The organism is Arthrobacter sp. efr-133-TYG-118 (assembly GCF_030209755.1).
Lineage (GTDB): Bacteria > Actinomycetota > Actinomycetes > Actinomycetales > Micrococcaceae > Arthrobacter.
On the sequence record NZ_JARVRH010000031.1, the window covers coordinates 19,556 to 41,760 of the forward strand.

Here is a 22,205-nt window from a genome sequence, read left to right on the forward strand (position 1 = left end):
CCCGTGAAACGCGTCCGGCAACGTGCAGGCGCGCGTTCCTTGGTTAGTCCACGAAGCGGACTGCCTCCGTCACGTCTTCAGCACGCAATTCGTGTACGGTGGCCTGCCAGTAGGAGATCCGGGGGTAGTTGGTTGGGTCGAAGATCGATTCCCAGCTCGCTTCAATCTCGTGCCGAAGGTCCGCCGGCCAGGTGCTGACCGGCTCGTGCTCGACGCCAGCGGCGGATACCTGGTTAAAGAAATTATCGAGCACCATGTTGAGCCGGTTGCTGTAGGCGTCATCGCTTTCGCCCGGGTGGGCCAAGAGGTTGGGTGATCCGTTGAGTACCCGGTGCCAGTCGTCGAACTCGGACAGGAGCACGCGTTCCCGGGAAATCCGGCAGGTCAGCAGCACCTTGCCCCGGGACCGGCGGCAGTGGGACAGCAGGTCCCGGCGCCTGATTTTCGCCCAGAGCCACAAGACACCTTTGCCCCGGGTTGGCAGGCGGGACTGCATCTGCCGGTACATCCAGGCGTAGGCGTCCGGGAACTCGGTCCAGGCCCGTGTAGGGTCGGCCACAATATGCCCGGTGGTGAGGAGCTGACGGACTGCGTCCTCGGTCTGGAGGTGTGCAGCAGCAGGACCGGTGCGCTGATGTCGTGGAGGATGCGCCCGGGCGGGAGTCCCCGGTCGCGGCGGGCGGTGCGCATGGGAAAGGTCATCGGCTCATCATGCATGCTCCCTCCGACACGAAAGGGGAGGGAGGCTATCCCGTGGATATATGGCTCTCACACCCCACGATGGCAGCGGCCGATAACCCCGGGTTTGACGGCATCGGTTGGATGTCGAATCGGGACAACAGCCCCCGCGCCTGCCTTCTTTTCGGTGTCCGTTTTCAGGAGTGCGACGCCGAGAAGCGGCTTGATTTCTCCTTCGGGGACGGCTTCGCCGGGCTCGCTCGGAGCCCGGCACGGTAAATGCATGTCCGCGCCCGCTCTGTGTGTTGGCCTATTTTCAACCTAGCAGTGTCTTGAGAGGTGGCGGTTCAGCTTGGCGAAGCCCTGAAGCAGCAGGCTCTTCGTCTTCTTTGAGGGCCATGACTGTGCCGCCTATTCGCCGGCACGGTCTGGATTTGCCTTGCGGACACCACAGAGTGTGCCCCGCGCATCAGTATCGTGGAGGTGTGTGGCCCACGTCCTCCTTCCGTGGCTTTGCCAGGCCGGGTGGCCAGCAAAGTACAGGGGCGGACATACTCAGGCAGTTAGACCTCGTGTGTCCAAGGCGTTCGGAGGGGAAATCGGCGACCTTCGGCGTCCATGGTTCGCGCGGCGGAGCGTTGTGTCGCAGTCGCCCTAGCGCTGTGTGGCATCCGCCTGCGGTTGAGTTCTATGTCGCCGGTGAACTCGGAGGTGGTGGCGCGTCTGGGAGCGCGATGGGAGGCTGTGGTGGATTAGCAGTGACCTTACTTGTTCAGCAACCCAGCCCGGTAGACAGTTACCACAATCTGCGCGCGGTCAGACACCCCCAACTTGACCATCGCCCGATTCAGGTGGGTTTTTACGGTGACTTGTGCGATGAAGAGTCGGGCGCCGATTTCGGCGTTGGTGAGGCCTTCGGCCACCCCGATGATCACGTCTTTCTCTCGATGAGTCAGGAATCCCAGACGATCTAGCAATTCGCCGTCGGGCGGAGCGGGCTCGACGGCCTCGCGCGTGTGTCGCACTAGGGTGTGCGTTGCCGCCTGGGACAGATGTGCGTCGCCCCGTGCGACTGAGCGTACCGCTTCGACGAGTTCGTCAGGCTCGATGGTCTTGCCTACGAAACCGTCCGCGCCTGCGCGGACGGCCGATACGACGTTGTCGTCCTCCTCGAATGTGGTGAGAACAAGTATGCGTACCCCATCGTTCCGTGGGTCCGCTCTCAATTCTCTGATGGCGCCTAACCCGTCGAGAACAGGCATCCGTAGGTCCATTAGCACCACATCGGGCTTGAGGGCGGTGATCATGGACACTGCGTCGCGTCCATTGCCGGCCTCGCCGGAGACGATGACGTCGTCTGCCGTTTCCAGGATGCCCTTGAGGCCCGCGCGGAGAACGTTCTGGTCGTCAACCAGGAGAACCTTGATCACGGTCGATCCCGCCTCGTCACGCGGGCGAGCGGTATTTCAGCGCGCACTGTATACGACCCATTCTTTGTAGCTAAAAGGAGAGTGCCGTCCACGGAGGCCATCCGTTCGCGCATGCCAATGAGTCCCCATCCGGTCGTGTGTGGCGACGGAGACTGGCCCACCGGATTGACTATCTCGACAAACAGTTCATCGGGGGTCGACCAGACTTTGAGAGTCGCCGTGCCTGAACCATGTCGGTGAGCGTTGGTGAGACCCTCCTGCACAAGGCGATAGATGGCAAGATCGACTGTCTCAGGGATGTCCTCAGGGAGGTGTTGGATCTCCGTGACGAGATCCAGGCCGAGTTCTCTGTACGTCTGAACTAGGCCTTCCAGTTCTGCGAGACGGGGCAGGCTGGTTAGTAACGGGCTCTGGTCATCCCGCAGGATACGGAGGACCTCTTCGATTTCGGTGATGATCGACCGCGCCGCATCCCTGATCTCGACCAATGATGCCCGAGCGCGCGCGGGATCGCGATCGAGCTGGCGTTCTGCTGAACCTGCGTGCACACTGATGACAGTGACGTTGTGCGCTACAGCGTCGTGGAGGTCCCTCGCGATACGAATACGCTCTTCAATCACTTTCTGCCGCAGGTCGCGGGCTTGATCGTGTTCGAGCGCAAGCGCCCGTTCGTGGAGGGACCAGATGTAGTCGTGATGGAGGCGGATCGCGATGCCTGTGACAGCCATGCACGCTGTCCATGCCATCGTCAACAGCGAATATGGCGCCAAGGGGAGTTGACCATCAGCCCATATCGCCGAGATATACATCCCGGAACCGACGGTGACGCAGGCGACTAAGGCTGTCCTTCGACGACGCCACATGCCAACGGTTACGAGGCAGGCTTGCGTGAGCAGCCACATCCAAATCGAGTTCTGACCGACGGCGGCTGCCGCCAGCGATAGCGCTGCTGTGGCGGTCACGGACGTCAGGGGTAACCACCGTCGGGCCGCGAATGCCACCGCGGCGATTCCGAGTATTATGTAGCCCACCGCCCCCGAGGACTCCAGCGCGAGGCCTCGCAGAGCAAGTCCGACTGAGGCCACGCCGATAGCATCGAAGAGAATCTCGATCCACAAGCGAAGGTCGACCGGCTGACCCCGGGGGAAGTAGTGCATCATCGTCGAACTTAGACCTCCGTTCTCCATCTTATGTCTCAGGAAACGTTCTTTAGATTAGTAGCGCCCGCGAAGACCTGTCCTAAAGGGATTCCGGAGCGGGAGTTACTCGGACTAGACCAACTGCTTTTCCTCTTCCGCTCTCTGCGGAATGTCACGTTCCAGTGAATGTCCCTCGGTGTCCAAGTCAGGGAGAGCGCGGTCGAGCCAGCGGGGAATCCACCAAGCGGACCGACCCAGCAGTGACAAGAGTGCTGGCACGATGATCATTCTCACGATGAAAGCGTCGACAATCACCCCGCCGGCGAGAGCGAAGCCAATTGGTGCCACGAAGCTTGAATCACTGAATGCGAATCCGCCGAAGACAGCGGCCATGATGCTCGCGGCCGCCACGACAACTGGTCCTGAGAGACGGAAGCCCTCGCGGATCGCCTCTTTCGGGTCGTGTCCGTGTACGTACGCCTCTCGTATTCTTGAGACGAGAAATACTTGGTAGTCCATGGCAAGACCGAACAGGATTCCGGTGACCATGAGTGGCAGTAGCGCAAGGATCGGATTGCCCTGGCTGGCCGGGATGATGTCGTCGAACCAGCTCCACTGGAAGATTGCGACAACGATGCCGAGGGCGGCGCCCAGCGTTAATAGGAATCCGAGAGTTGCTATCAGCGGCACAAGGATGGAGCGGAACATCAGGATCAGCAGGAGGAGCGACAACCCCACCACCACGCATAGGTAGGCGATGAGCGCGCTTTGCAGTTTTTCGTTGGTGTCAAGTGCGACCGCTGTCGACCCGGTCACCGAAAGGTGCAGGCCTTGAATATCGTTCGCCTGGGCCCGGATGGCGTGTACCAATTCGGTGGTGGCGGGGTCCAGAGGTCCCGTTGCGGGTATCACTTGGATGATTGCGGCGTTACCGTCGCCGGTCACTGCACCTGCGACGGAGTATTTGACGCCCTTGGTCGATCGGATCATGCTGTTGACGGCGTTTGTCCTCGAGCTTGCATGGTCACCCTCCACGAGCACGATCAATGGGTCTTGGCTGCCTGCGCCAAACGCATGCGTCATGATGTCGTACGCAATGCGTTGGGTCGATTTGGGATCTTCGCCTCCTGGAGTGCTCAGTGACGTCTGCATGGAGAGAACCGGAATGGCGACGATGAGCAGGCCGGTGACTGCGGTAACAACGCTGATGAGTGGTCGTTTTATGACTGACCTGCCCCAGCGTTCGATGATCTTGGCCTTCAGTTGGCGGTTGTCGCGAGACGAGGTTGATGACTTCCGATCGCGTCGCGACAGCGCTCGGCGGCCAAGGCTTCGCATGACCGCTGGCATGAATGTCAATGTCATCAGCACTGCGATCAGCACGGCAATCGCTCCTGCGACGCCCATTTCGGTGATGAATGGAATGTCGACAACGGCCAGGCCCAGCAGGGCGATCATTACCGTCGAGCCGGCAAAGACCACTGCGGTGCCTGCTGTGCCCGTGGCACGACCGACAGCCTCTTCGACTGTGTTTCCGTCCTTCAACTCTGCACGGAAGCGGGCAAGTACGAACAGTCCATAGTCGATCGCTACCGCCAGGCCGAGCATGATGGCGAGGGTCGGCGTCGTGTTCTGGATGGGACTGATCGTCGAGAATCCTAGAACCGCGAGCATGCTGACGCCAACACTCGCGACTGCCGAGAGCATGTTGGCACCTGCTGCGAGGAGGGAGCCGAACGTAATCAGCAGAACCGCGAACGCGATGACAATGCCGACCATCTCGCTGGGTCCGGCTTGGCTAGGAGCCGGCCTTCCAGCTATTGAACCACCTACGGCGATCGTGAGTTCAGAGCTGGAGGCAGAGTCAGCAACCCTCTTCAGGTTGCTGGCAATCTCCGGCGCGTTCCCGTCTGTGACTCCGTCAAGTGTGACGGTGGCGACGGCGACACTCAGATCCGGGGACAAGGTGGGACGTGTCTGGCTGAGCGGATCACTCACCGCGGCGACATGGTCGAGTTTCGCGATTTCCGTGAGTGCGCCGCCGATCGCGTGCACCGTCGCGGGACTAGTGACGGCACCATCCCGGGCTTTGAACACAAGTGTCAGGGACTTTGGTGCGTCCTTCGACGCCGGGAACTTCTCGTCGACCACTTTCAATGCCTGCATTGATTCAGAGCCTGGAATCTTGAAGGCGTCGGTGCTGAACTTCACTCCGCCAAAAACGACCACCCCCAGCGCAACGAAGATCACTGCCCACGCCGCAAAGAACCACACTCTGTGTCGCGAGCCGAGTATTCCAAGTTGATAGAGCAATCGAGCCATTTTAGCCTCCTGTCGGGAGCGATCGTTTATCGCCTCGTACAGTCTCGGCGTGAATGATTCGCGCGTCGTCCCGCAGGCGCAGGTAATGCACTACTGCGACCGCAGTAGTCGCCACGTTCAGCGGGTTTCCGCCCGATAATGGAGCGCGTAGGAGTTTGACGCTAAATCCGGACTCAAATGTCTCGGTTTGAACTCACGCCCCGCCCCGGCCATTAGCGGAATCGCTGCCCTGGCTCTCATCCGGGTGTGGAGTCTGGTCGGTGTGTTGACTCCCGCGTTCGGCAAGGCGCAGGATGCGCCCGAAGGTTTCGAGGGTTCGGGCCATGTCGATGCTCTCGTCGAATTGCCAGAGCAGTTGCAGCCCGTCGACCATCGCAATCATGAGCAACGTGAGGTCATCAGCGTCGACCTCCGGTGGAAGATGCCCGCTTTCCTTCAAGTGAGTCACCGACTCCCGTCCGATTTCCCGGCCTCGTTCGTAGCGGCTGCGGAAATACTCGTGGGCGGGGTGATCGGACGCCGTGGCGTCTGCCGAGAGGTTCGTGTAGACCTTCACGAGACCGGGAACGTCGGTGTTGTGCCGAACGAGGGTACTCAAGCGCTCGACCATTGAGTCGATCGAGTCCGGGGTCTCCTGGTAGTAGTTCGCGACGTCCAGCTCGTCACGACGGCGGAGCACGGAGGTGAGGAGTTCCTCCTTTGTCCCGAAGTGGTGGAGGAGGCCAGTGATGCTGAGGTCGGCGGCGTCGGCGAGTTCGCGGAGGGTCGCTCGGTTGAAGCCGCGCTGTGCGATCACTTCGAGGGCGTTCTTGAGGATCTCCTCGCGCTTCGCGACTCCCTTCGGGTACGAATTGCGTGTCATGCACTCAACTGTACTGGGGAGCGGGCACCTATTGCGTTCCAAAATAGAAACCGTTACTGTTTCTGTAATCGAGCGGCCCTTCTGAATTTCCCTTCCCGTGGAAGCGCGAGTCGTCCGGTCATTCTGGTTCAATGCCGAGCTTTGGAGAGAACATGACAACGCCGTCGTCCACGCGCGCCCCGAAGATAGATCCCGCAGGGCACCTCAACGAACCGCAAGGTGACATTCTCGAGCCGACGGTGCTGGGCACCTCGGCGCAATACCTTCGCGGAAAAGCCTTGCGCCGCTATGGCCTGTGGTACGCGCTCGCGCTCGTCTCGTTCTCCGCGATCTGGGGTGGAGTGGGGGCCGTACTCCTGCCGAATCAGGTGCAGCTCTTGGAGATGGCGCGATTCTTCGTCGGAGGGGACGCTGGAGTCGACCTGCAGCAGTTGACCGCTTTGCGCGATGCCATTGCCGCGGGTACGGCTACGGCGACGCCCGATCAGTCCCGGCTTCTCGGTATCCTCGCGTCCTTCGATTCGAGCCGCGCTACGTCCCTCGCCATGGTCACCTCAATCGGTGTCGCAGGGACGATGATCATCCAGCCGCTGATCGGTGTGTTCTCCGACCGGACTCGATCGCGTCTCGGCCGGCGCGCGCCGTGGTCTCTGGTCGGAGTCATTATCGGCGCGGGCTTCCTCGTGGGAGTGCGTTTCGCACCGACCGTCGCCGTTCTCGTCGTGCTCTGGACCGTAGCCCAGGTGGCCTTGAACGTGGCCCTCGCCCCGCTCAGCACCACTCTGGCCGATCGAGTCCCGGAAGGGCGGCGGGGAACGATCTCAGGCATCGGTGGACTGGGTTCTTTTGTCGGAGGTCTCCTCGGTAGCGTCGCTGCGGGGGTCGCTTTCATCACCGTCGGGGTGAACAGTTACTTCGTCTTCGCCGGATTGGTGTTCGTAGCCGTGCTCCTCTTTGTGTTCAAGGTCCCCGATCGATCTTCCTTGGAGCTTTCTGTTCCGAAGTTCGGATGGAAGAGGTTCTTCCTCGGCTTCACCTGCGCTCTGCGGAGCCGCGATTACCGTTGGGTCTGGATTGCACGCATCCTGCTCACGTTCGGATACGGCGTCTCCGGCGCACTGGGTCTCTACATGCTTCAGAGCTACGTCAAACCTGCCCTCAGCCAGGCAGAGGCTACGGCTCTGACTCCATTGCTCATGTTGGCCGGCCTGCCGTGCACCGTCCTCGCGATCGTCGTCGCCGGCGCGCTGTCCGACAAATTGAAGCGACGCAAGAGCTTCGTGTTCGTGGCATCCGTCATGATGGCCGCGGCAATGGCCATCCCGCTGATGTCGCCGACCGTTACGGGGCTGTTCGTGCAGGGGATCGTTGCCGGGATCGCGTTTGGTATCTATATCCCCGTCGACCAGGCACTCCTCGTCGATGTGCTGCCAGACCCTGACGCCGTCGGCCGTGATCTCGGCGTCGCCGGGCTTGCGACGAACCTGGGTCAAGCGCTCGGCCCCGCTCTCGCCGGCGCCGTGGTCGCGTCGAGCGGAGGATACGGACTCGTATGGGTGGCCGCGCTCGTGCTCGTCGGACTCGCCGCGGTAGCGATCGTGCCCATCCGCGCACGCTGAACTCACTAAATCCAACCTAAGGAGACCAATGACTGACACAGTCCCCGCACTCGAAGCGCTCACCATCGAACAGCAAGCTCAGCTGGGCAGCGGTGCCGACTTCTGGACGACCAAACAGCTCGGCGACGTTCCGTCGGTCATGCTGACCGACGGCCCTCACGGCCTGCGGAAGCAGGAAGCCAGTAGCGACCAGCTCTCGCTCTCAGGCAGCCTGCCGTCGACGTGCTTCCCCCCAGCGGTTGCCCTCAGCCAGACATGGGATCCCCAGTCTGTCTATCGGATCGGAGAGGCCTTGGGGAACGAGAGTCAGGCGCTCGACGTTCAGGTACTACTCGGCCCCGGCGTCAACATCAAGCGCGACCCTCGCGGCGGGCGTAACTTCGAGTACTTCTCCGAGGACCCGCACGTCGCTGGCGCACTGGGCACGGCCTGGGTGGATGGCCTCCAAAGCACCGGGGTCGGCGCATCGCTCAAGCATTTCGCCGTGAACAACCAGGAGTGGGACCGGATGCGCGTCAGCGCCGACGTCGACCCTCGCCCCCTGCGCGAGATCTACCTCAGACCATTCCAGCGAGTGGTCGAGAACGCGCAACCGTGGACAGTGATGTGCTCCTACAACCGGATCAACGGTGTGCACGCCTCGCAGAACTCGTGGCTCCTGACCGATGTCCTTCGGGGCGACTGGAGCTTCGAAGGAATCGTCGTATCCGACTGGGGCGCCGTTGCCGACCGTGTCGCAGCCGTGGCGGCGGGCCTGGACCTGCAAATGCCGGGCGACGAGAACGGTGACGCGCAGGTCGTGGCTGCTGTGCATGACGGGACACTTGACCCCGCACTCGTCACACGCAACGCCGAGCGCCTGGAACGCTTCGCGCGCGTCGCTGACGCGTCCCGTCGACCCGAAACCACGTGGAATGTCGACGCACACCACGCGCTCGCCCGGGAAGTAGCGGGAAAGGGGATCGTGCTGCTGCGCGACGACCAGAATCTGCTTCCGCTGGAGCCCGTCGGGTCCATCGCGGTCATCGGTGAGTTTGCGGCCAAGCCCCGCTATCAGGGTGGTGGGAGTTCCCACGTGCATCCGACCCGGGTCGACATCCCGCTGGATGAGATCCGCGCCCTCGCGGGCGACGCGGCAGTCGAGTACTCGAGCGGCTTCTCGTCCGCAACCGACGCCGACGCAGCCGCCTTGCGCGAAGACGCCGTGACGGTTGCCTCCGCGAGCGACGTCGCCGTCGTCTTCCTCGGTCTGTTCGAGAGGCAGGAGGCCGAGGGCGCCGACCGGCCGGACATCGAGCTGCCGCAGGATCAGCTTGACCTGCTCGAGGCGGTCACGGCGGTTCAGCCTCGCACTGTCGTCGTGCTTTCGCACGGCGGTGCACTGCGGCTCGCGCCGATCACGGCAGGACCGGCGTCGATCGTCGACGGTTCACTGCTTGGCCAAGCGGCGGGCGGCGCGATCGCTGACGTCCTATTCGGCGTGGTGAACCCTTCCGGGCGCCTCACCGAGACCGTTCCTGAGCGCCTAGAGGACACGCCGGCGTTCACGAATTTCCCCGGCGAACGGATGCATGTGCGCTACGGCGAAGGTATTTACGTCGGCTACCGCTGGTACGACGCTCGCGACATCGACGTGACCTTCCCGTTCGGCCATGGCCTTTCTTACACCTCGTTCTCCTACGAGTCGCTGAGTGTGGAGACCGTCGGAGACGAGTTCATCGTGACCGTCACGGTGCAGAACACCGGTGAGCGAGCTGGACGCGAGATCGTGCAGATATATGCGTCCCTTCCCGGATCCGCCGTCGCGCGCGCACCGAAGTGGCTCGTCGGTTTCGGTTCCGTCGACCTCGAACCCGGACAGTCAGCAGACGTCACTGTCCAGATTCCCCGCGACGAGCTTGGTTACTGGGACGAAGAGCTGCACGGATGGGTTGTCGAAGCCGGGGAGTACAGTATCCTCGCTGCGGCATCGAGCCGGGACATTCGCCTGCAGTCGATGCTCGCGGTCGGCTCGGACCCGATCCGCTACCGGCTGGGCAGCGAATCATCACTCGGCGAGATCATGCGCGACCCCATCGCCGGGCCGGCATTCGAGGGATACTTCGCCGCAATGTTCGAGCAGTTCAGCGCGGGGGAGGACGTCGACTTCACGCCCATCTTGGACTCGTCGCCGTTCGGCAGGTTCCTGGGCTCCCTCGGAGGCGCCATTCCCGCAGGACTGGTGGAGGACGTGCTCCGACGCGCGAACACGGCGAACGGATTTGAATGAATACGGCGAACCAGGAGACAAGGACTTCCATGACAGACTTCCCGAACGGCTTCCTCTGGGGGGCATCAACCGCTCCTCATCAGATCGAGGGCAACAACGTCAACAGCGACTGGTGGGCGAACGAACAGGTCACACCCGGCATGGCGCTCAGCGGTGATGCGATCGACAGCTACCACCGCTATGAGGAGGATATGCGCCTGCTCGCGGATGCGGGGCTCAACGCCTACCGCTTCGGCATCGAGTGGGCGCGCATCGAGCCGATCCCCGGCCAGTTCTCGAAGGCCGAGCTGGCGCACTACCGCCGGATGATCACCACCGCTCGTCGGCTGGGGCTCTCCCCGGTGGTCACCCTGCACCACTTCTCGAGCCCAAAGTGGTTCGCGGACGAAGGCAGCTGGCTCGCGGAGAGCAGCGTGGACCGTTTCCGCAGCTTCGTCACCGAAGCGACGACAATCCTTGAGGACGTCGACTTCGTGTGCACAATCAATGAGCCGAACATGCTCGCGATGATCGGCTCGATGATGAAGTCGATGGAATCGGGCGAGGGCGACTGGCAAAGCCCGACCGTCGAGGGCGACACGCAGATGGTGTTGCCCGCCCCGGACCCTGAGGTCGGGCGACGCCTCGCAGAAGCGCACCACACGGCGCGCGACATCCTTAAGCAGAGGACGAACGCGGCCGTAGGGTGGACTGTGGCGAACCAGGCACTCACGGCGAAGCCGGAGTTCGAGGACGTGCTCATCGAACAGCGCTACCTCCGCGAGGACCTGTACCTGGAGGCCGCGCGCGGCGACGACTTCATCGGCGTCCAGTCGTACTCCACTCAAGAAGTCGACGCCAACGGCCCAGTCCCGCACGCGCCGAACCCGGACAACACCCTGGTCGGCACGGCTTTCAGGCCGGATTCACTCGGAATTGCGGTCCGCCACGCGTGGGACGTGACAGGAGGCGTTCCCATCCTTGTCACCGAGAACGGCATCGCGATCACCGACGACACCCGACGCATCGACTACACCTCACAGGCGCTCCATCACCTCTCGTCCGCGATCGCGGACGGCGTGCGGGTCGAGGGGTATCTGCATTGGAGCGCACTTGACAACTACGAATGGGGGCATTGGGAGCCGACCTTCGGCCTCATAGCCGTCGACCGGGAGACCTTCGAACGGCGGCCCAAACCGAGCCTCGCCTGGCTGGGCGAGGTCGCAAGGACCAACGGGCTTTCGCTGTCGTAGCGGAGCATCATCGCTCGGTCGGTCGGCACATCGTCGGCCGACCGCGGCACTAACGCCCCAAGAGGCATGAAACCGGAATCAGAGGAACAACCGCATGAAGGCAGCAATCGTCACCGGGCCGGATCAACTCAGCATCCGAGAGGTGGAGACACCAGCACCAGGGCCGACGGACGTCCTCGTCAAGATGAAGGCCTGCGGGCTGTGCGGCTCCGACCCACACAGCCTGCGGGCGGGATTCCTTGTCCCGGGCGCTCCAGAGACCAGGCTCGGACACGAGCCCGCGGGGGCAGTGGTCGAAGTGGGCGCCGAGGTGACCGGAATCGCCGACGGCGACCACGTCGTCATCAACCCGATGGGCGTACCCGATGCGATCATCGGCGGCGGCGGCCACCAGGGCGCGCTGAGCGAGTATGTCCTCGTCCGCGACGCGGGACTGCGCCGCAACCTCCAGATCATGCCCCCACAGATCCCCTTCCATGTCGCCGCACTTGTCGAACCAATGTCGGTTGCGCGTCGGGCCGTGAACCGCACCCGCCCGAAGCCCGAAGACAAGGTCGTGGTTTTCGGCGCTGGTCCTGTCGGCCTGGGCGGACTCCTCGCGTACAAGGCCCTCGGCGTGGAGCACGTGGTCGTCGTCGATGTCCAGACGAACCGCCTCACGAAAGCGCTTGCGCTCGGTGCCGACGCGGTGGTCAACTCCGCCGAGGAAGATTTGCTTGAACGACTCGTCGCTCTGCACGGCGCTGCGAGCGACGCCTTCGGGGTGCAGGGGCTCCCCGGAACGGACATCTACCTCGACGCCGCCGGTGTGCCCTCGGTTGTCCAGACCGTCCTCCAGTCGGCCAAGCAGGATGCAACGCTCGGGATCGTCGCCATTCACCGCAAGCCCATCGAGGTCGACTTCGAGGGCCTCATCCCCAAGGAACTCACCATCGTCGCTTCGATGGGGTACTCCGAGGAATTCTTCCAAGTCGCCGACGATCTCACGGCGAATTGGGAGAAGTACGCCCTGATCGTCAGCGACGTCCGTCCTTTCGAGGACGTCGAGGACGCCATCCGGCTGGCAGGTACGCCCGGCACGACCGACAAAGTTGTCGTCACGTTTGAATGACAGGCGGTGGCCCGCCACAGTCGGCGGTGCAGCGCCGACAAGCCAATCCATCCAGGCCAGAAAGAACTAAGAAACATGACAGAAGAACCCGGCGCCCCCGTCCGAACCCTCCCCGCCCGCCACGTGCCGGTGCCGCAGTCCCTCAGCGAAGGCGCCCGTAAGGCCCTGGAACTCTCCGAGACTTTGCCGCGGACAATCTTTCCAGCCGCCCATGACGACGAGGCATGGCGGCAGGTCATCGGTACAGTTTTGGCCCAGGAAGAACAGCTCGTTTCGAGCGGGATCATGGAGATGTACATATCCGGCATGGACGCGGACGTCGCCCTGGTGGACGTCGGTGGAGTGCCGGTTGGAATCGGCACCCCCCGGACCTTCAACGAAAGTGACCCCCGTGGCGTCCTGGTGCTGCATGGTGGCGGATGGATCCAGGGTGGCGGACCCCTCACAAGGATGACCGCGGCGTTGGAAGCATCGAAGCTCGGGCTGCGCACGTGGGCGGTGGACTACCGGATGCTTCCCGACCACGCCTTTCCGGCCCACCTGGACGACTGTGTGACGGTGTACCGTGCGCTCCTAAGGCAAACCGGCCCCGAAAACATTGCCGTGATGGGTACATCGGCGGGGGGCAACCTCGCTGCCGCCATGCTCCTTCGCGCCCGCGACGAGGGCCTTCCAACACCGGCCGCACTGGGACTCTGGAGTCCTTCCGTGGATCTCACGCGCGACGGCGACAGCTGGCACACGAACGATGGTCTCGATCCGATCATCGGCCAGCACATGGGCACCCTCACTGACTACTACGCGCGCGGCCACGACCCTCGTGACCCCTATCTGTCACCGATCTTTGGGGACGTGTCTGAGTTCCCGCCAACCATCCTGGTGTCCGGCACCCGCGACGGACTCCTCTCCGACACGGTCCGATTCCACCGGGCGTTGCGTCGGGCGGGAGTTCCGGCCGAACTGCACGTCTTCGAGGGGCTACCGCACGGCGGCTTCGACTTCCAGAGCCCCGAGGACCTGGAACGGGACGGCGAGTTCCGAGCGTTCTTCCACAAGCAACTCTCGGCGGGCGGTGGCCATGTTGAGTGACGAGGGTAACGAGCCAACTACGGCCGGTGCCGTCGCCCACATGGTGGAGGTGCTCCGGGCGTCGGCCCCGGTGACGGCTCCCGCCGAGGTTCTGAGGGAGCTGCTGGAGCTCCAGCCGGAGCTCTCCGCCGTAGACGTCACGGAGTTGAGCATCGATGGACCGAACGGCCGCACGGCAGCGAGGCTTTACCGTCGTCCGAATTCGACGCCAACATCGGCTTTGGTCTGGGTGCACGGTGGAGGATTCGTCACTGGGAACCTCGACATCGCCGAGGCGAGCTGGGTCGGGCTCGCGCTCGCCGAGCAGGGGATTCCCGTGCTCTCCCTGGACTACAGAAAGGCTGTCGACGGAACGCACTTCCCCATTCCGTCCAATGATGTCCTCGCGGGCTGGCAATGGGCGGTGGACAACGCCGATGTTTTCGGGGTCGACGCGGCTGCACTCCACCTCGGGGGTGCTAGCGCCGGCGGCAACCTGACGGAGGGGGTGACGAAGCGCCTGCTCGCCTCAGGAGGCACCCTCCCCGCATCCGTTGTGCTCGCGTACCCGGCCCTCCACGCCACGCTTCCGCCGTGGGAGGACCAGACTACGCAGGCTCGACTAGACGCTGCGCGTGCATTCCTTTTCCCCGAATCATTCTCGTATCTCTGCCTGTTGAACTACGTCGGGGAGGAGCCGCTTCTCGCGAACCCGTACGCGGTCCCCGCAAACGGTGACGTCGACCCCGGGCATCCGCCGACCCTGGTTGTCCACTGCGAATGGGACGTGCTCCGGCGCTCGAGCGAACCCTACGCGCGTGCACTCGTCGACGCCGGAGTGATCGTTCAGGAGGTGCTCGAGCCCAAAGCGCTGCACGGATCGCTGTCTCGTCCGGCCGAGGACGGGCCGAGGACTATCGAAAACATCGCCAACTGGATGCGCCGCGACGCATCTGCCTGACAAGATCCTCCAAGCTGTCCGGGCTCAACCAACGTCCTCGACGTGTACCGAAAGCGCGAGCACCGATGTCGCTTCGAGGTGCAGGGTTACTTCGCCGCCGCGAACGGCGTAGTCCGAGCGTTCAGGCTGGATCGAGATTCGCGGGGTGCTATCGAAGGCGAGTCGATTTATGGCGTCGAGGGGACCGTGGAGCAGGACGGCCTCTGCAGTGCAGTCCAGTGCGCGATCGATCTGCAGTGCAACGTCGAGCGCCGACGAACCAGTGTTGACCAACTTTATGTGGAGCATGCCCTTTCCGATGCTCGCTGACGCGAACATCGTGGTTGGGAGATCGCCGTCGACCGGGACGATCCGTTCGCCGATCCGTGTGGCGAAGAGCTCCTGAACGAGATAGTTCGTCGTCCGGACGACCTCGGTCGGACTGAAGTCGATGAGGTTGTGAGGCCACTGGCCGTTCTCGACCAGATTGAGAAGCGGTGCGTAGCAGCAGAATCCCACGATGTCGGAGTTGCGTTCCACTCCGGTCAGGAACGCGGCCTCCGCAAGGGCGCTGAGCCACGTATTCGGCTCGGGCGCGAGGAGACTCTCGGGAACCGCCGGGTTCCGATCGCCCAGGTCGTACGACAGGTGAGCGGCGTATTCGCCCAAGAATACCTTCGCGCCTCCACGCGGATAGCCGTCGTAGCGGTCGGTCGAGTTGAGGAACCACGCAGGCGAGTTGTAGAAGTGTTCGTCGACCAGGATCTGCGCGTCGTGGCCCCAGTCAGTCCAGGCAGGATCCACCCGCTCACCGGAGGGGACAACACCGCCCGTCACGATCGTGGTCAGCCCTGGATGGAGCTGGTCCACTGCTTCCTTGATCCGAGCGAAGTGCTCCAGATACTCCGGACCGAAGTTCTCGTTGCCGATGCCGAGGTAGCGGAGGGGGAACGGATCCGGATGGCCGGCCTCAGCCCGTAGCGCCGCCCATGGGCTCGTGGCCGGGTCGCCCGTCGCCCAATCGATCAGGTCGACCGCATCCTGCACCACTGTGGCAAACTCGGGGCTCTCCATTGACAGATGTTTATCCATCCGGGTCTGGCAACTGATCCCGGCCCAGACAACCGGTACGGGTTCCATCCCGAGGTCCTCGCAGAGAAGGAAATACTCGTAGAAACCGACTTGGTTGGATTGGCTGTAGTCGCCGTCCGCTCGAGCCTGCCCCCACAGGTTGTATTCCTGACGACGCGTTTCCAGCCGACCTACAGTCTTTTTCCAGTCGTAGTGACTTCCGTCCCCGCAGCCCTCGACGATGCAGCCACCTGGAAAACGCAGGAAACGGGGAGCTAGCGCGGCCATCGTCTCGACGAGGTCACGTCGGAGGCGCCCTTGGCCCCATCGCGGGTTATCGGCACCCCAGTGGTCAGTGGGGATCAGCTTGACTTCATCGAGGTCTAACCGGCCGGAGCCGTTCAAGACGAGCTGGAGCGAGCCAAGACCGGTAGCGGTCGGGACGAGCCGCAGTTCAGCCTCCTGCCAGCCAGACCCAGTCGATGGGAGGACGCCCGCGGCGACCACACGCCGTTCCAAGTCCAAGAGGCGGACTTCGACCGCCCCGATGAAGTCGTCGGCGCGGACGAACGTTGAGAAAAGCAGAGGACGTCCGGTCGCGAACGGCATTCCTGGTCGGTTGCCCGGGTAGCCGAGATTCTCCAACCGGGCGCTCCCGGCCGACTCGACGCGTGCGAACCCGGCTCCTGGCGCGATGGGTTTTTCCTCTGACGCCTCGATGCGCCCATCTTGAATCGTCCAATGACGAAGGTGATCGACCAGCCGGCCAGCCGGTGTGTTCGCCGGAGTCGTGAGAAGTTCCGGCGGCGTGTTGGCGAGCCGCTCCCTATGCTCCTCAGGCACGAGTTCCAACGGCAGGTAGGGAATCACCCCGTTAACAAGATAGACGCCGTCAAAGCTGTAGTTGTTGACCAGATTTGCGTTCAGGCCGCCGTCGCAGGCGAAGTTTATGTCCTCAAGGAAGAGGCCGAACAGTGTTGGACTAACCTTCTTCGTCGCCGCGCCGGTGCGGACGGTGAGGTTTCGTAAGCCATCGCTCGATGTCATTGTTTCGGACTTTCTGTTGGGATGTGTCGGTTCTGTGTGCGCGATGATGGTGTGCGTCAGGGGGCTCCCACAGGAGCGGCTGAGGCGAACTGGCGTCGCGGATCGTCTACAGGCGATGAGCGATAACGAAGCTCGTACGGTTCGCCCGCGGCGCCGACATGGCGTTGCAGCACCGTGATCCCGAGCATCCATGCTCCCGCGAAGAGGATATAAACAGAGTCGCCCCGAGCCACCAGAACAATCGAGCGACCGTGCGGGCACAGGTATGGGCCGATGAGTCGAAGGAGTTTCATCCGTCCAGGCCTTTCGACCGAGACGTCGGAGCTTCCTCGACGGTTACTCCGTGCACGAGGATCCGCGCTAATTCTTCGGGGGTGAACGAAGTCTCCGACCCCGCGATCTCGGGGACGGACGACGCGAACGAAAGCAAGCGGACGATGTGCATGATCCGATCCGGCTTCCACGCGAGCCTTTCAGCGTCGGACTCGAAGATCAGGTCGACGACGACGGCGAGCTCCTCGCCGTCGCTGTGGCCGTTCGGTCGCTCGCCGTCGAGCGCCGAGACTACGCGAATCGCACCGGTGAATCGAACACACATCAACCTGACGACTTGCGCGAGTTTCGACTCGAGGTCGCCGTCCACGTCGATGTCACGCAGCCCCATGATCATGGTGTCCTCATGGAAGTATCGCTCCGCAGCTGCGCGAAGCAGAGTTTCCTTGTCGCCGAAAGCGCGGAAGATCGTGCCCTCGGCCACGCCAGCCGCCTCCGAGATCTGCTTTGAGGTCAGGTCGGTTCCATGCTCGGCAAGCAGGGGCACGACGGCGTCAACGATCATACTTTGGCGTTCGTGCAAGGCCAGAGCGGGAGCCCTTCGTCGCGTGTCGAAACCGTTCGCCGGGGTCAAGGAGTCAGTGGGGGTCATCAAAAGCCGCCGTCATTGAGTGAGTGCTCACTCGGATTTGGGTGAGTGAATCGAAAATACCACATGACCGCGAAATTGGTGGTAACGTCGTGGTCATTCTCGTACCCGCAACCTGGCGACGGGCAGATCGAGGACGATCGCTCTCACTGAGAAAGGCTCAACCATGACAACTCTCCGACCCGACTTCCTCTGGGGCGCGTCAACCGCTCCGCATCAGATCGAAGGCAACAACATCAACAGCGACTGGTGGGTTCGTGAAGAAAGCTCTCCAGGAATGCAGCTCAGCGGCGATGCCGTCGATAGTTACCACCGCTACCGCGAGGACATGCAGCTGCTGGCGGATGCAGGCTGCAACTCCTACCGGTTCGGCGTCGAGTGGGCGCGCATCGAACCACGACCCGGCCACTTCTCCCGGGCGGAGCTGGCCCATTACCGCCGGATGATCGAGACAGCGATCGAACTCGGCCTCACACCTGTGGTCACTCTCCACCACTTCTCCAGCCCACGTTGGTTCGCCGACCGTGGAGGCTGGACCGCCGACGGCGCCATCGACCACTTCCGTGCCTACGTCACGGAGGTTGCCAGCATCCTCGGCGGGGTTGAGTGGGTCGCCACCATCAATGAGCCGAACATGCTGGCAATGATGGAAATGCTGATGGATCAGATGAAGTCAGGCGAGGCATCCGAGTGGAAGAGCCCCACTGTGGAAGCCGCTGAGGAGGGCAAGAACCTCGCGAATAACCTGCCGGTTCCTCACCGGAAGTACGGTGAGCCGTTCGTCGAAGCGCATCACGCAGCGCGGGAAGTCCTACACGAACTGACGGATGCCAAGGTGGGCTGGACCGTCGCCTCTGCCGCTCTGACCCCGACTCCGGGTAACGAGGAGAAGTTCATCGAGGTGCAATACGACTACGAGAATCTGTACCTCGAGGCAGCACGGGGAGACGACTTCATCGGCGTCCAGTCATACTCGTCGCAGGCAGTAGATGCCAGCGGCCTCGTTCCGCACCCACCACACCCAGACAACACCATGGTGGGCACCGCCTATCGTCCGGATGCGCTCGGAATGGCCGTTCGGCATGCCTGGGAGGTGACGGAAGGAGTGCCCGTTCTCGTCACCGAGAACGGACTCGCGACCACAGATGACGAACGCCGAATCGCTTACACGCAGGAAGCACTCGGGCACCTCATCGCGGCTTCCGAAGACGGTGTGGACGTCCGCGGCTACCTGCACTGGACACTTCTGGACAACTACGAATGGGGCCACTGGGAGCCCACCTTCGGCTTGGTCGGCGTCGACCGCGAAACTTTCGTGCGCACACCCAAGCCCAGTCTCGGCTGGCTCGGCAACGTTGCGCGTCTGAACGGCGCGAACATCCTCGCACCCGCCTCCACGCGGCCTTGAGCCACTTCACCGCGGACCTCGAAGGAGCATAACCCTTGGCCTCGACTACCCCCCGCCCAAGCGGTCCATCATCGGCGACGGTCGCAAGAAACCGACTTCCGATGCACTCTCTCAGGCGTTTGCCGGAACTGATTCTTGACGGTGAATGGTCGTTCCAATTGCTCCCGACCTTCGAACACGAACTCGGCCCGGAATGGACATCCGTCACCGTGCCCGAGTTGTGGACGATGAGAGAGCCGGAGGACCCGCCGCACTACACCAACATCGACATGCCTTTTGATCTGGTTCCCCCGTACATACCGGAGACCAACCCGACCGGCGTCTATCGGAAAACATTTCGGCTCGACGCGACGGGAGAGGACCGGATCATCCTGCACGTAGGTGCAGCAGAGGGCTACCTGCAGGTGTTCCTCAACGGTGATCCGGTCGGTGAGAGTACCGATTCGCATCTGGCTGCCGAGTTCGATATCACGGACTTCTGCGTACCCGGTTTCAACGAAGTCGAACTCCGCGTCGCCAAGTGGTCTTTCCACACGTATCTGGAGGACCAGGACCAATGGTGGCAGGCCGGGATCAGCCGCCCGGTCGAGATCCATCGTGTGCCGCGGGTAGGTCTCCGGGATGTTGTCGTGAGGGCGGACTTCGACCCTGACCAAGGCACGGGTTCGCTCGAGGTCGTTGCGTCGACGTCGGGTCTTGAGTATGAGGAAGAGCGGACGCACTCGATTCGGGTGATGGCACTCGGACTCCAGGCCGCGCAAGGAGTGGTGCCGCGGTCACGTCCGCAGACCATCCCCGCGGGCGTGGCCGATCGGTCGGCCAGACCGCCGCAGAGCCTCCCGGACGGATTCATGGACATCCTTAGCCTGAGCGCGGCACGGGTGGCGATGCCCCCACCACTCGCGCAGGCGGCACAGTTCATGAATCCGGGTGCGGAATCGGCTGCGATACCAGGCTCGAGCAAGGTGCGTCTCGACGACCTGGATGTGCAGCCTTGGTCAGCCGAGCGGCCTCACCTGGAGACCGTCGTCGTCGAACTCCTCGACGATGCCGGCGCGGTGATTGACCGCACCGAGGTGCGTACCGGCTTTCGCCGGGTCGAGATCGTGGGTCGTGACCTGCTCGTGAACGGGCGCCGGATCTGGATCCAGGGGGTGAACCGTCACGACTTCAACCCGGACACCGGCCGCGTCCTCAGCCGAGATGACATGATCGCTGATCTGTCGCTGCTTAAACGCTTCAACTTCAATGCCGTTCGTACCTCGCATTACCCGAACGATCCGGTATTCCTCGACTTGTGCGACGAGTTCGGCATTTACGTCGTGGACGAGGCGGATATTGAGGCGCACGCCTATGCCAGTTCGATCTGCTCGGATCCGCAGTATCTGCCGGCCTTCGTCGATCGCGTCTCACGAATGGTGATCCGCGACAAGAATCACCCCTCCATCATCGCTTGGTCGTTGGGAAATGAGACTGGCTATGGGGCCAATCATGACGCCGCGGCGGGGTGGGTGCGGAACTATGACCCGACCCGTCCCCTTCACTACGAAGGTGCAATCTCTCTCGACTGGCACGGGGGGCATGCGGCCACGGACATCGTTTGTCCGATGTACCCCGCCTTCTCCGCATTGGAGGCGTACGCGCAGGATCCGACCGTGGACCGGCCCGTGATCCTGTGCGAGTATTCCTACTCCCAAGGGAACTCGACCGGTGGCCTTGCCGAGTACTGGCGCCTGTTCGAGTCCCTTCCCGGTCTGCAGGGAGGCTTCATCTGGGAGTTCAAGGACCACGCGCTCGATCCAGAGCACAACGGTCACTACCGCTACGGCGGCGACTTCGGGGACGAGCCCAACGACGGGCCGGTCCTGCTCAATGGCATAGTCTTCGCCGACGGCACTCCGAAACCGGCCATGTACGAAGCCCGGGGCATCTTCAGCCCCGTCCGGATCTTGTCCACGCCAGCCGAAGCTCTCAACGGGAGCGTGCGCTTGCTCAACCGTCAGACTTTCGCCGATCTTTCCACTCTACGACTCGAGGTCGCGGTCGAGCTCTCCTCCGGAACCTCCGAGTGGCACCCCATCGAAGTGGGCGCCGACGCCGGCGAAGTCGCCTCGTTCACCGTCCCGCCACACCTCCTCAATCTCCTCGCCGACCCGGATGCGCTGGCCCTGACTGTGAACGTCCGGATTGCCGTTGACGCTCCCTGGGGCGATGGCGGAACGTTGATTGCCCAGCACCAGGTACTCCTGGCCCGGTCGTTCGATGAGATGCCGTCAGCGGTGAGCGCCACGGGCGTTCCTCCGATCGAGGAGGATGGCGAGTTGCTGCATCCCCTCCTCGCACGGACGCCACGTCTTTGCCTCTGGCGTCCCCTCACCGACAACGACGGTTCCTTCTTCCTGGACCAGCGATTCATCCGGACAGGCTTCTTCCGTCTGGAACGGGAATCGATCGAGGTCAGCTACCCCGAGAGTGGACTGTCAGAGGTCACGATCGGCTATCGGACCGCGTTCGGCGACAAAGTGGTCCACAGGCGTCGGATCGTCGAGGCCGGACCCGATGAGTTCGAGTTCATCGAACACGTCGAGCTGCCGGAAGGATCGGAAGATGGTCTACGCGTAGGCATCGAGGTCGAGTTGGCCGGTGAGTTCGACGAACTCGAATGGGTGGGACTGGGCCCGTGGGAGAACTACCCGGACCGGAGTTCATCCGCCCTGCTCGGACGGTGGTCCTCGACCATCGACGACTTCGTTGTTCCCTACCTGCTACCACAGGAGAACGGCGGGCGAGGCGGCGTCGAGCAACTGCGCGTCACCGGCCGAGGCGGATCCATGTCCACCTCGCACTCCTCGCCTTTCCAAATGACGGTCGGACGGCACACAGTCGAAGAGCTCGAAGACGCCACACACTGGTGGAAGCTCGCGCCGAGTTCTCGAACGATCATCCATCTTGATTTCGCACACCGCGGAGTGGGCACGGGAATCCTCGGCCCGGACGTCCGTTCGGAGTTCCGTCTTAAGGAACGGACGTACTCATGGACCTGGCGGATGCAACTGCACTCCGCGGGTGCATGATCGCAACAACAAC

Annotated in this window: 16 protein-coding genes; 8 read left to right on the forward strand and 8 right to left on the reverse strand. The window is 62.9% G+C overall.

The window, feature by feature from the left end:
* Positions 1-43: 43 nt before the first annotated feature.
* The 5 genes from QRN59_RS21370 to QRN59_RS21390 form a co-directional block, all read right to left on the reverse strand.
* Positions 44-559, reverse strand: a complete 516-nt coding sequence (locus QRN59_RS21370) for a DUF3841 domain-containing protein (protein ID WP_350225255.1) — start codon at positions 557-559, stop codon at positions 44-46.
* Between the two features lie 883 nt (positions 560-1,442).
* Complete coding sequence (locus QRN59_RS21375; protein ID WP_284984458.1) at positions 1,443-2,108, reverse strand: response regulator; 666 nt, start codon at positions 2,106-2,108, stop codon at positions 1,443-1,445.
* Positions 2,105-3,268 (reverse strand): sensor histidine kinase, encoded by a 1,164-nt coding sequence (locus tag QRN59_RS21380; protein ID WP_284984459.1) that lies wholly within the window; start codon positions 3,266-3,268, stop codon positions 2,105-2,107. Before QRN59_RS21380 ends, QRN59_RS21375 begins: the two co-directional genes overlap by 4 nt.
* A 111-nt stretch (positions 3,269-3,379) precedes the next feature.
* Positions 3,380-5,569: an MMPL family transporter gene (locus tag QRN59_RS21385; RefSeq protein ID WP_284984460.1), complete on the reverse strand. Its 2,190-nt coding sequence runs from the start codon at positions 5,567-5,569 to the stop codon at positions 3,380-3,382.
* Positions 5,570-5,762: 193 nt separating this feature from the next.
* Positions 5,763-6,431, reverse strand: a complete 669-nt coding sequence (locus QRN59_RS21390) for a TetR/AcrR family transcriptional regulator (RefSeq protein WP_284984461.1) — start codon at positions 6,429-6,431, stop codon at positions 5,763-5,765.
* A 152-nt stretch (positions 6,432-6,583) separates the two neighbouring features.
* Here QRN59_RS21390 and QRN59_RS21395 point away from each other — a divergent pair, with 152 nt between their 5' ends.
* From QRN59_RS21395 to QRN59_RS21420, 6 genes are all read left to right on the forward strand, one after another.
* On the forward strand, positions 6,584-8,050 hold the full coding sequence (locus QRN59_RS21395; protein WP_284984462.1) for an MFS transporter: 1,467 nt from the start codon (positions 6,584-6,586) through the stop codon (positions 8,048-8,050).
* Between the two features lie 28 nt (positions 8,051-8,078).
* Positions 8,079-10,319: a beta-glucosidase gene (locus tag QRN59_RS21400; RefSeq protein ID WP_284984463.1), complete on the forward strand. Its 2,241-nt coding sequence runs from the start codon at positions 8,079-8,081 to the stop codon at positions 10,317-10,319.
* A 29-nt stretch (positions 10,320-10,348) separates the two neighbouring features.
* Complete coding sequence (locus QRN59_RS21405) at positions 10,349-11,551, forward strand: glycoside hydrolase family 1 protein (RefSeq protein WP_284984464.1); 1,203 nt, start codon at positions 10,349-10,351, stop codon at positions 11,549-11,551.
* 94 nt (positions 11,552-11,645) lie between these two features.
* Positions 11,646-12,662: a zinc-dependent alcohol dehydrogenase gene (locus tag QRN59_RS21410; protein ID WP_284984465.1), complete on the forward strand. Its 1,017-nt coding sequence runs from the start codon at positions 11,646-11,648 to the stop codon at positions 12,660-12,662.
* Between the two features lie 75 nt (positions 12,663-12,737).
* Positions 12,738-13,751: an alpha/beta hydrolase gene (locus tag QRN59_RS21415; RefSeq protein ID WP_284984466.1), complete on the forward strand. Its 1,014-nt coding sequence runs from the start codon at positions 12,738-12,740 to the stop codon at positions 13,749-13,751.
* On the forward strand, positions 13,741-14,691 hold the full coding sequence (locus QRN59_RS21420) for an alpha/beta hydrolase (RefSeq protein WP_284984467.1): 951 nt from the start codon (positions 13,741-13,743) through the stop codon (positions 14,689-14,691). The genes QRN59_RS21415 and QRN59_RS21420 overlap by 11 nt, the downstream gene beginning before the upstream one ends.
* 24 nt (positions 14,692-14,715) lie before the next feature.
* On the opposite strand, the gene QRN59_RS21425 is transcribed toward QRN59_RS21420, so the two are convergent.
* Genes QRN59_RS21425 through QRN59_RS21435 form a run of 3 tightly spaced genes read right to left on the reverse strand, consistent with a single transcriptional unit; the run spans position 14,716 to position 17,713 of the window.
* Positions 14,716-16,788 carry an alpha-L-arabinofuranosidase family protein gene (locus QRN59_RS21425; protein ID WP_284984468.1) on the reverse strand — a complete coding sequence of 691 codons (2,073 nt, stop codon included), beginning with the start codon at positions 16,786-16,788 and terminating at the stop codon, positions 14,716-14,718.
* Between the two features lie 56 nt (positions 16,789-16,844).
* Entirely contained in the window at positions 16,845-17,081 is a 237-nt protein-coding gene (locus tag QRN59_RS21430; protein WP_284984469.1) for a hypothetical protein, read from the reverse strand.
* On the reverse strand, positions 17,078-17,713 hold the full coding sequence (locus QRN59_RS21435; protein ID WP_284984470.1) for a TetR/AcrR family transcriptional regulator: 636 nt from the start codon (positions 17,711-17,713) through the stop codon (positions 17,078-17,080). The genes QRN59_RS21430 and QRN59_RS21435 overlap by 4 nt, the downstream gene beginning before the upstream one ends.
* A gap of 163 nt (positions 17,714-17,876) precedes the next feature.
* On the opposite strand from QRN59_RS21435, the gene QRN59_RS21440 reads away from it, so the two are divergent.
* Together QRN59_RS21440 and QRN59_RS21445 are read left to right on the forward strand one after the other, a co-directional pair.
* Complete coding sequence (locus QRN59_RS21440; RefSeq protein ID WP_284984471.1) at positions 17,877-19,118, forward strand: glycoside hydrolase family 1 protein; 1,242 nt, start codon at positions 17,877-17,879, stop codon at positions 19,116-19,118.
* A gap of 101 nt (positions 19,119-19,219) precedes the next feature.
* Positions 19,220-22,192: a glycoside hydrolase family 2 TIM barrel-domain containing protein gene (locus QRN59_RS21445; protein WP_284984472.1), complete on the forward strand. Its 2,973-nt coding sequence runs from the start codon at positions 19,220-19,222 to the stop codon at positions 22,190-22,192.
* Positions 22,193-22,205: the final 13 nt, after the last annotated feature.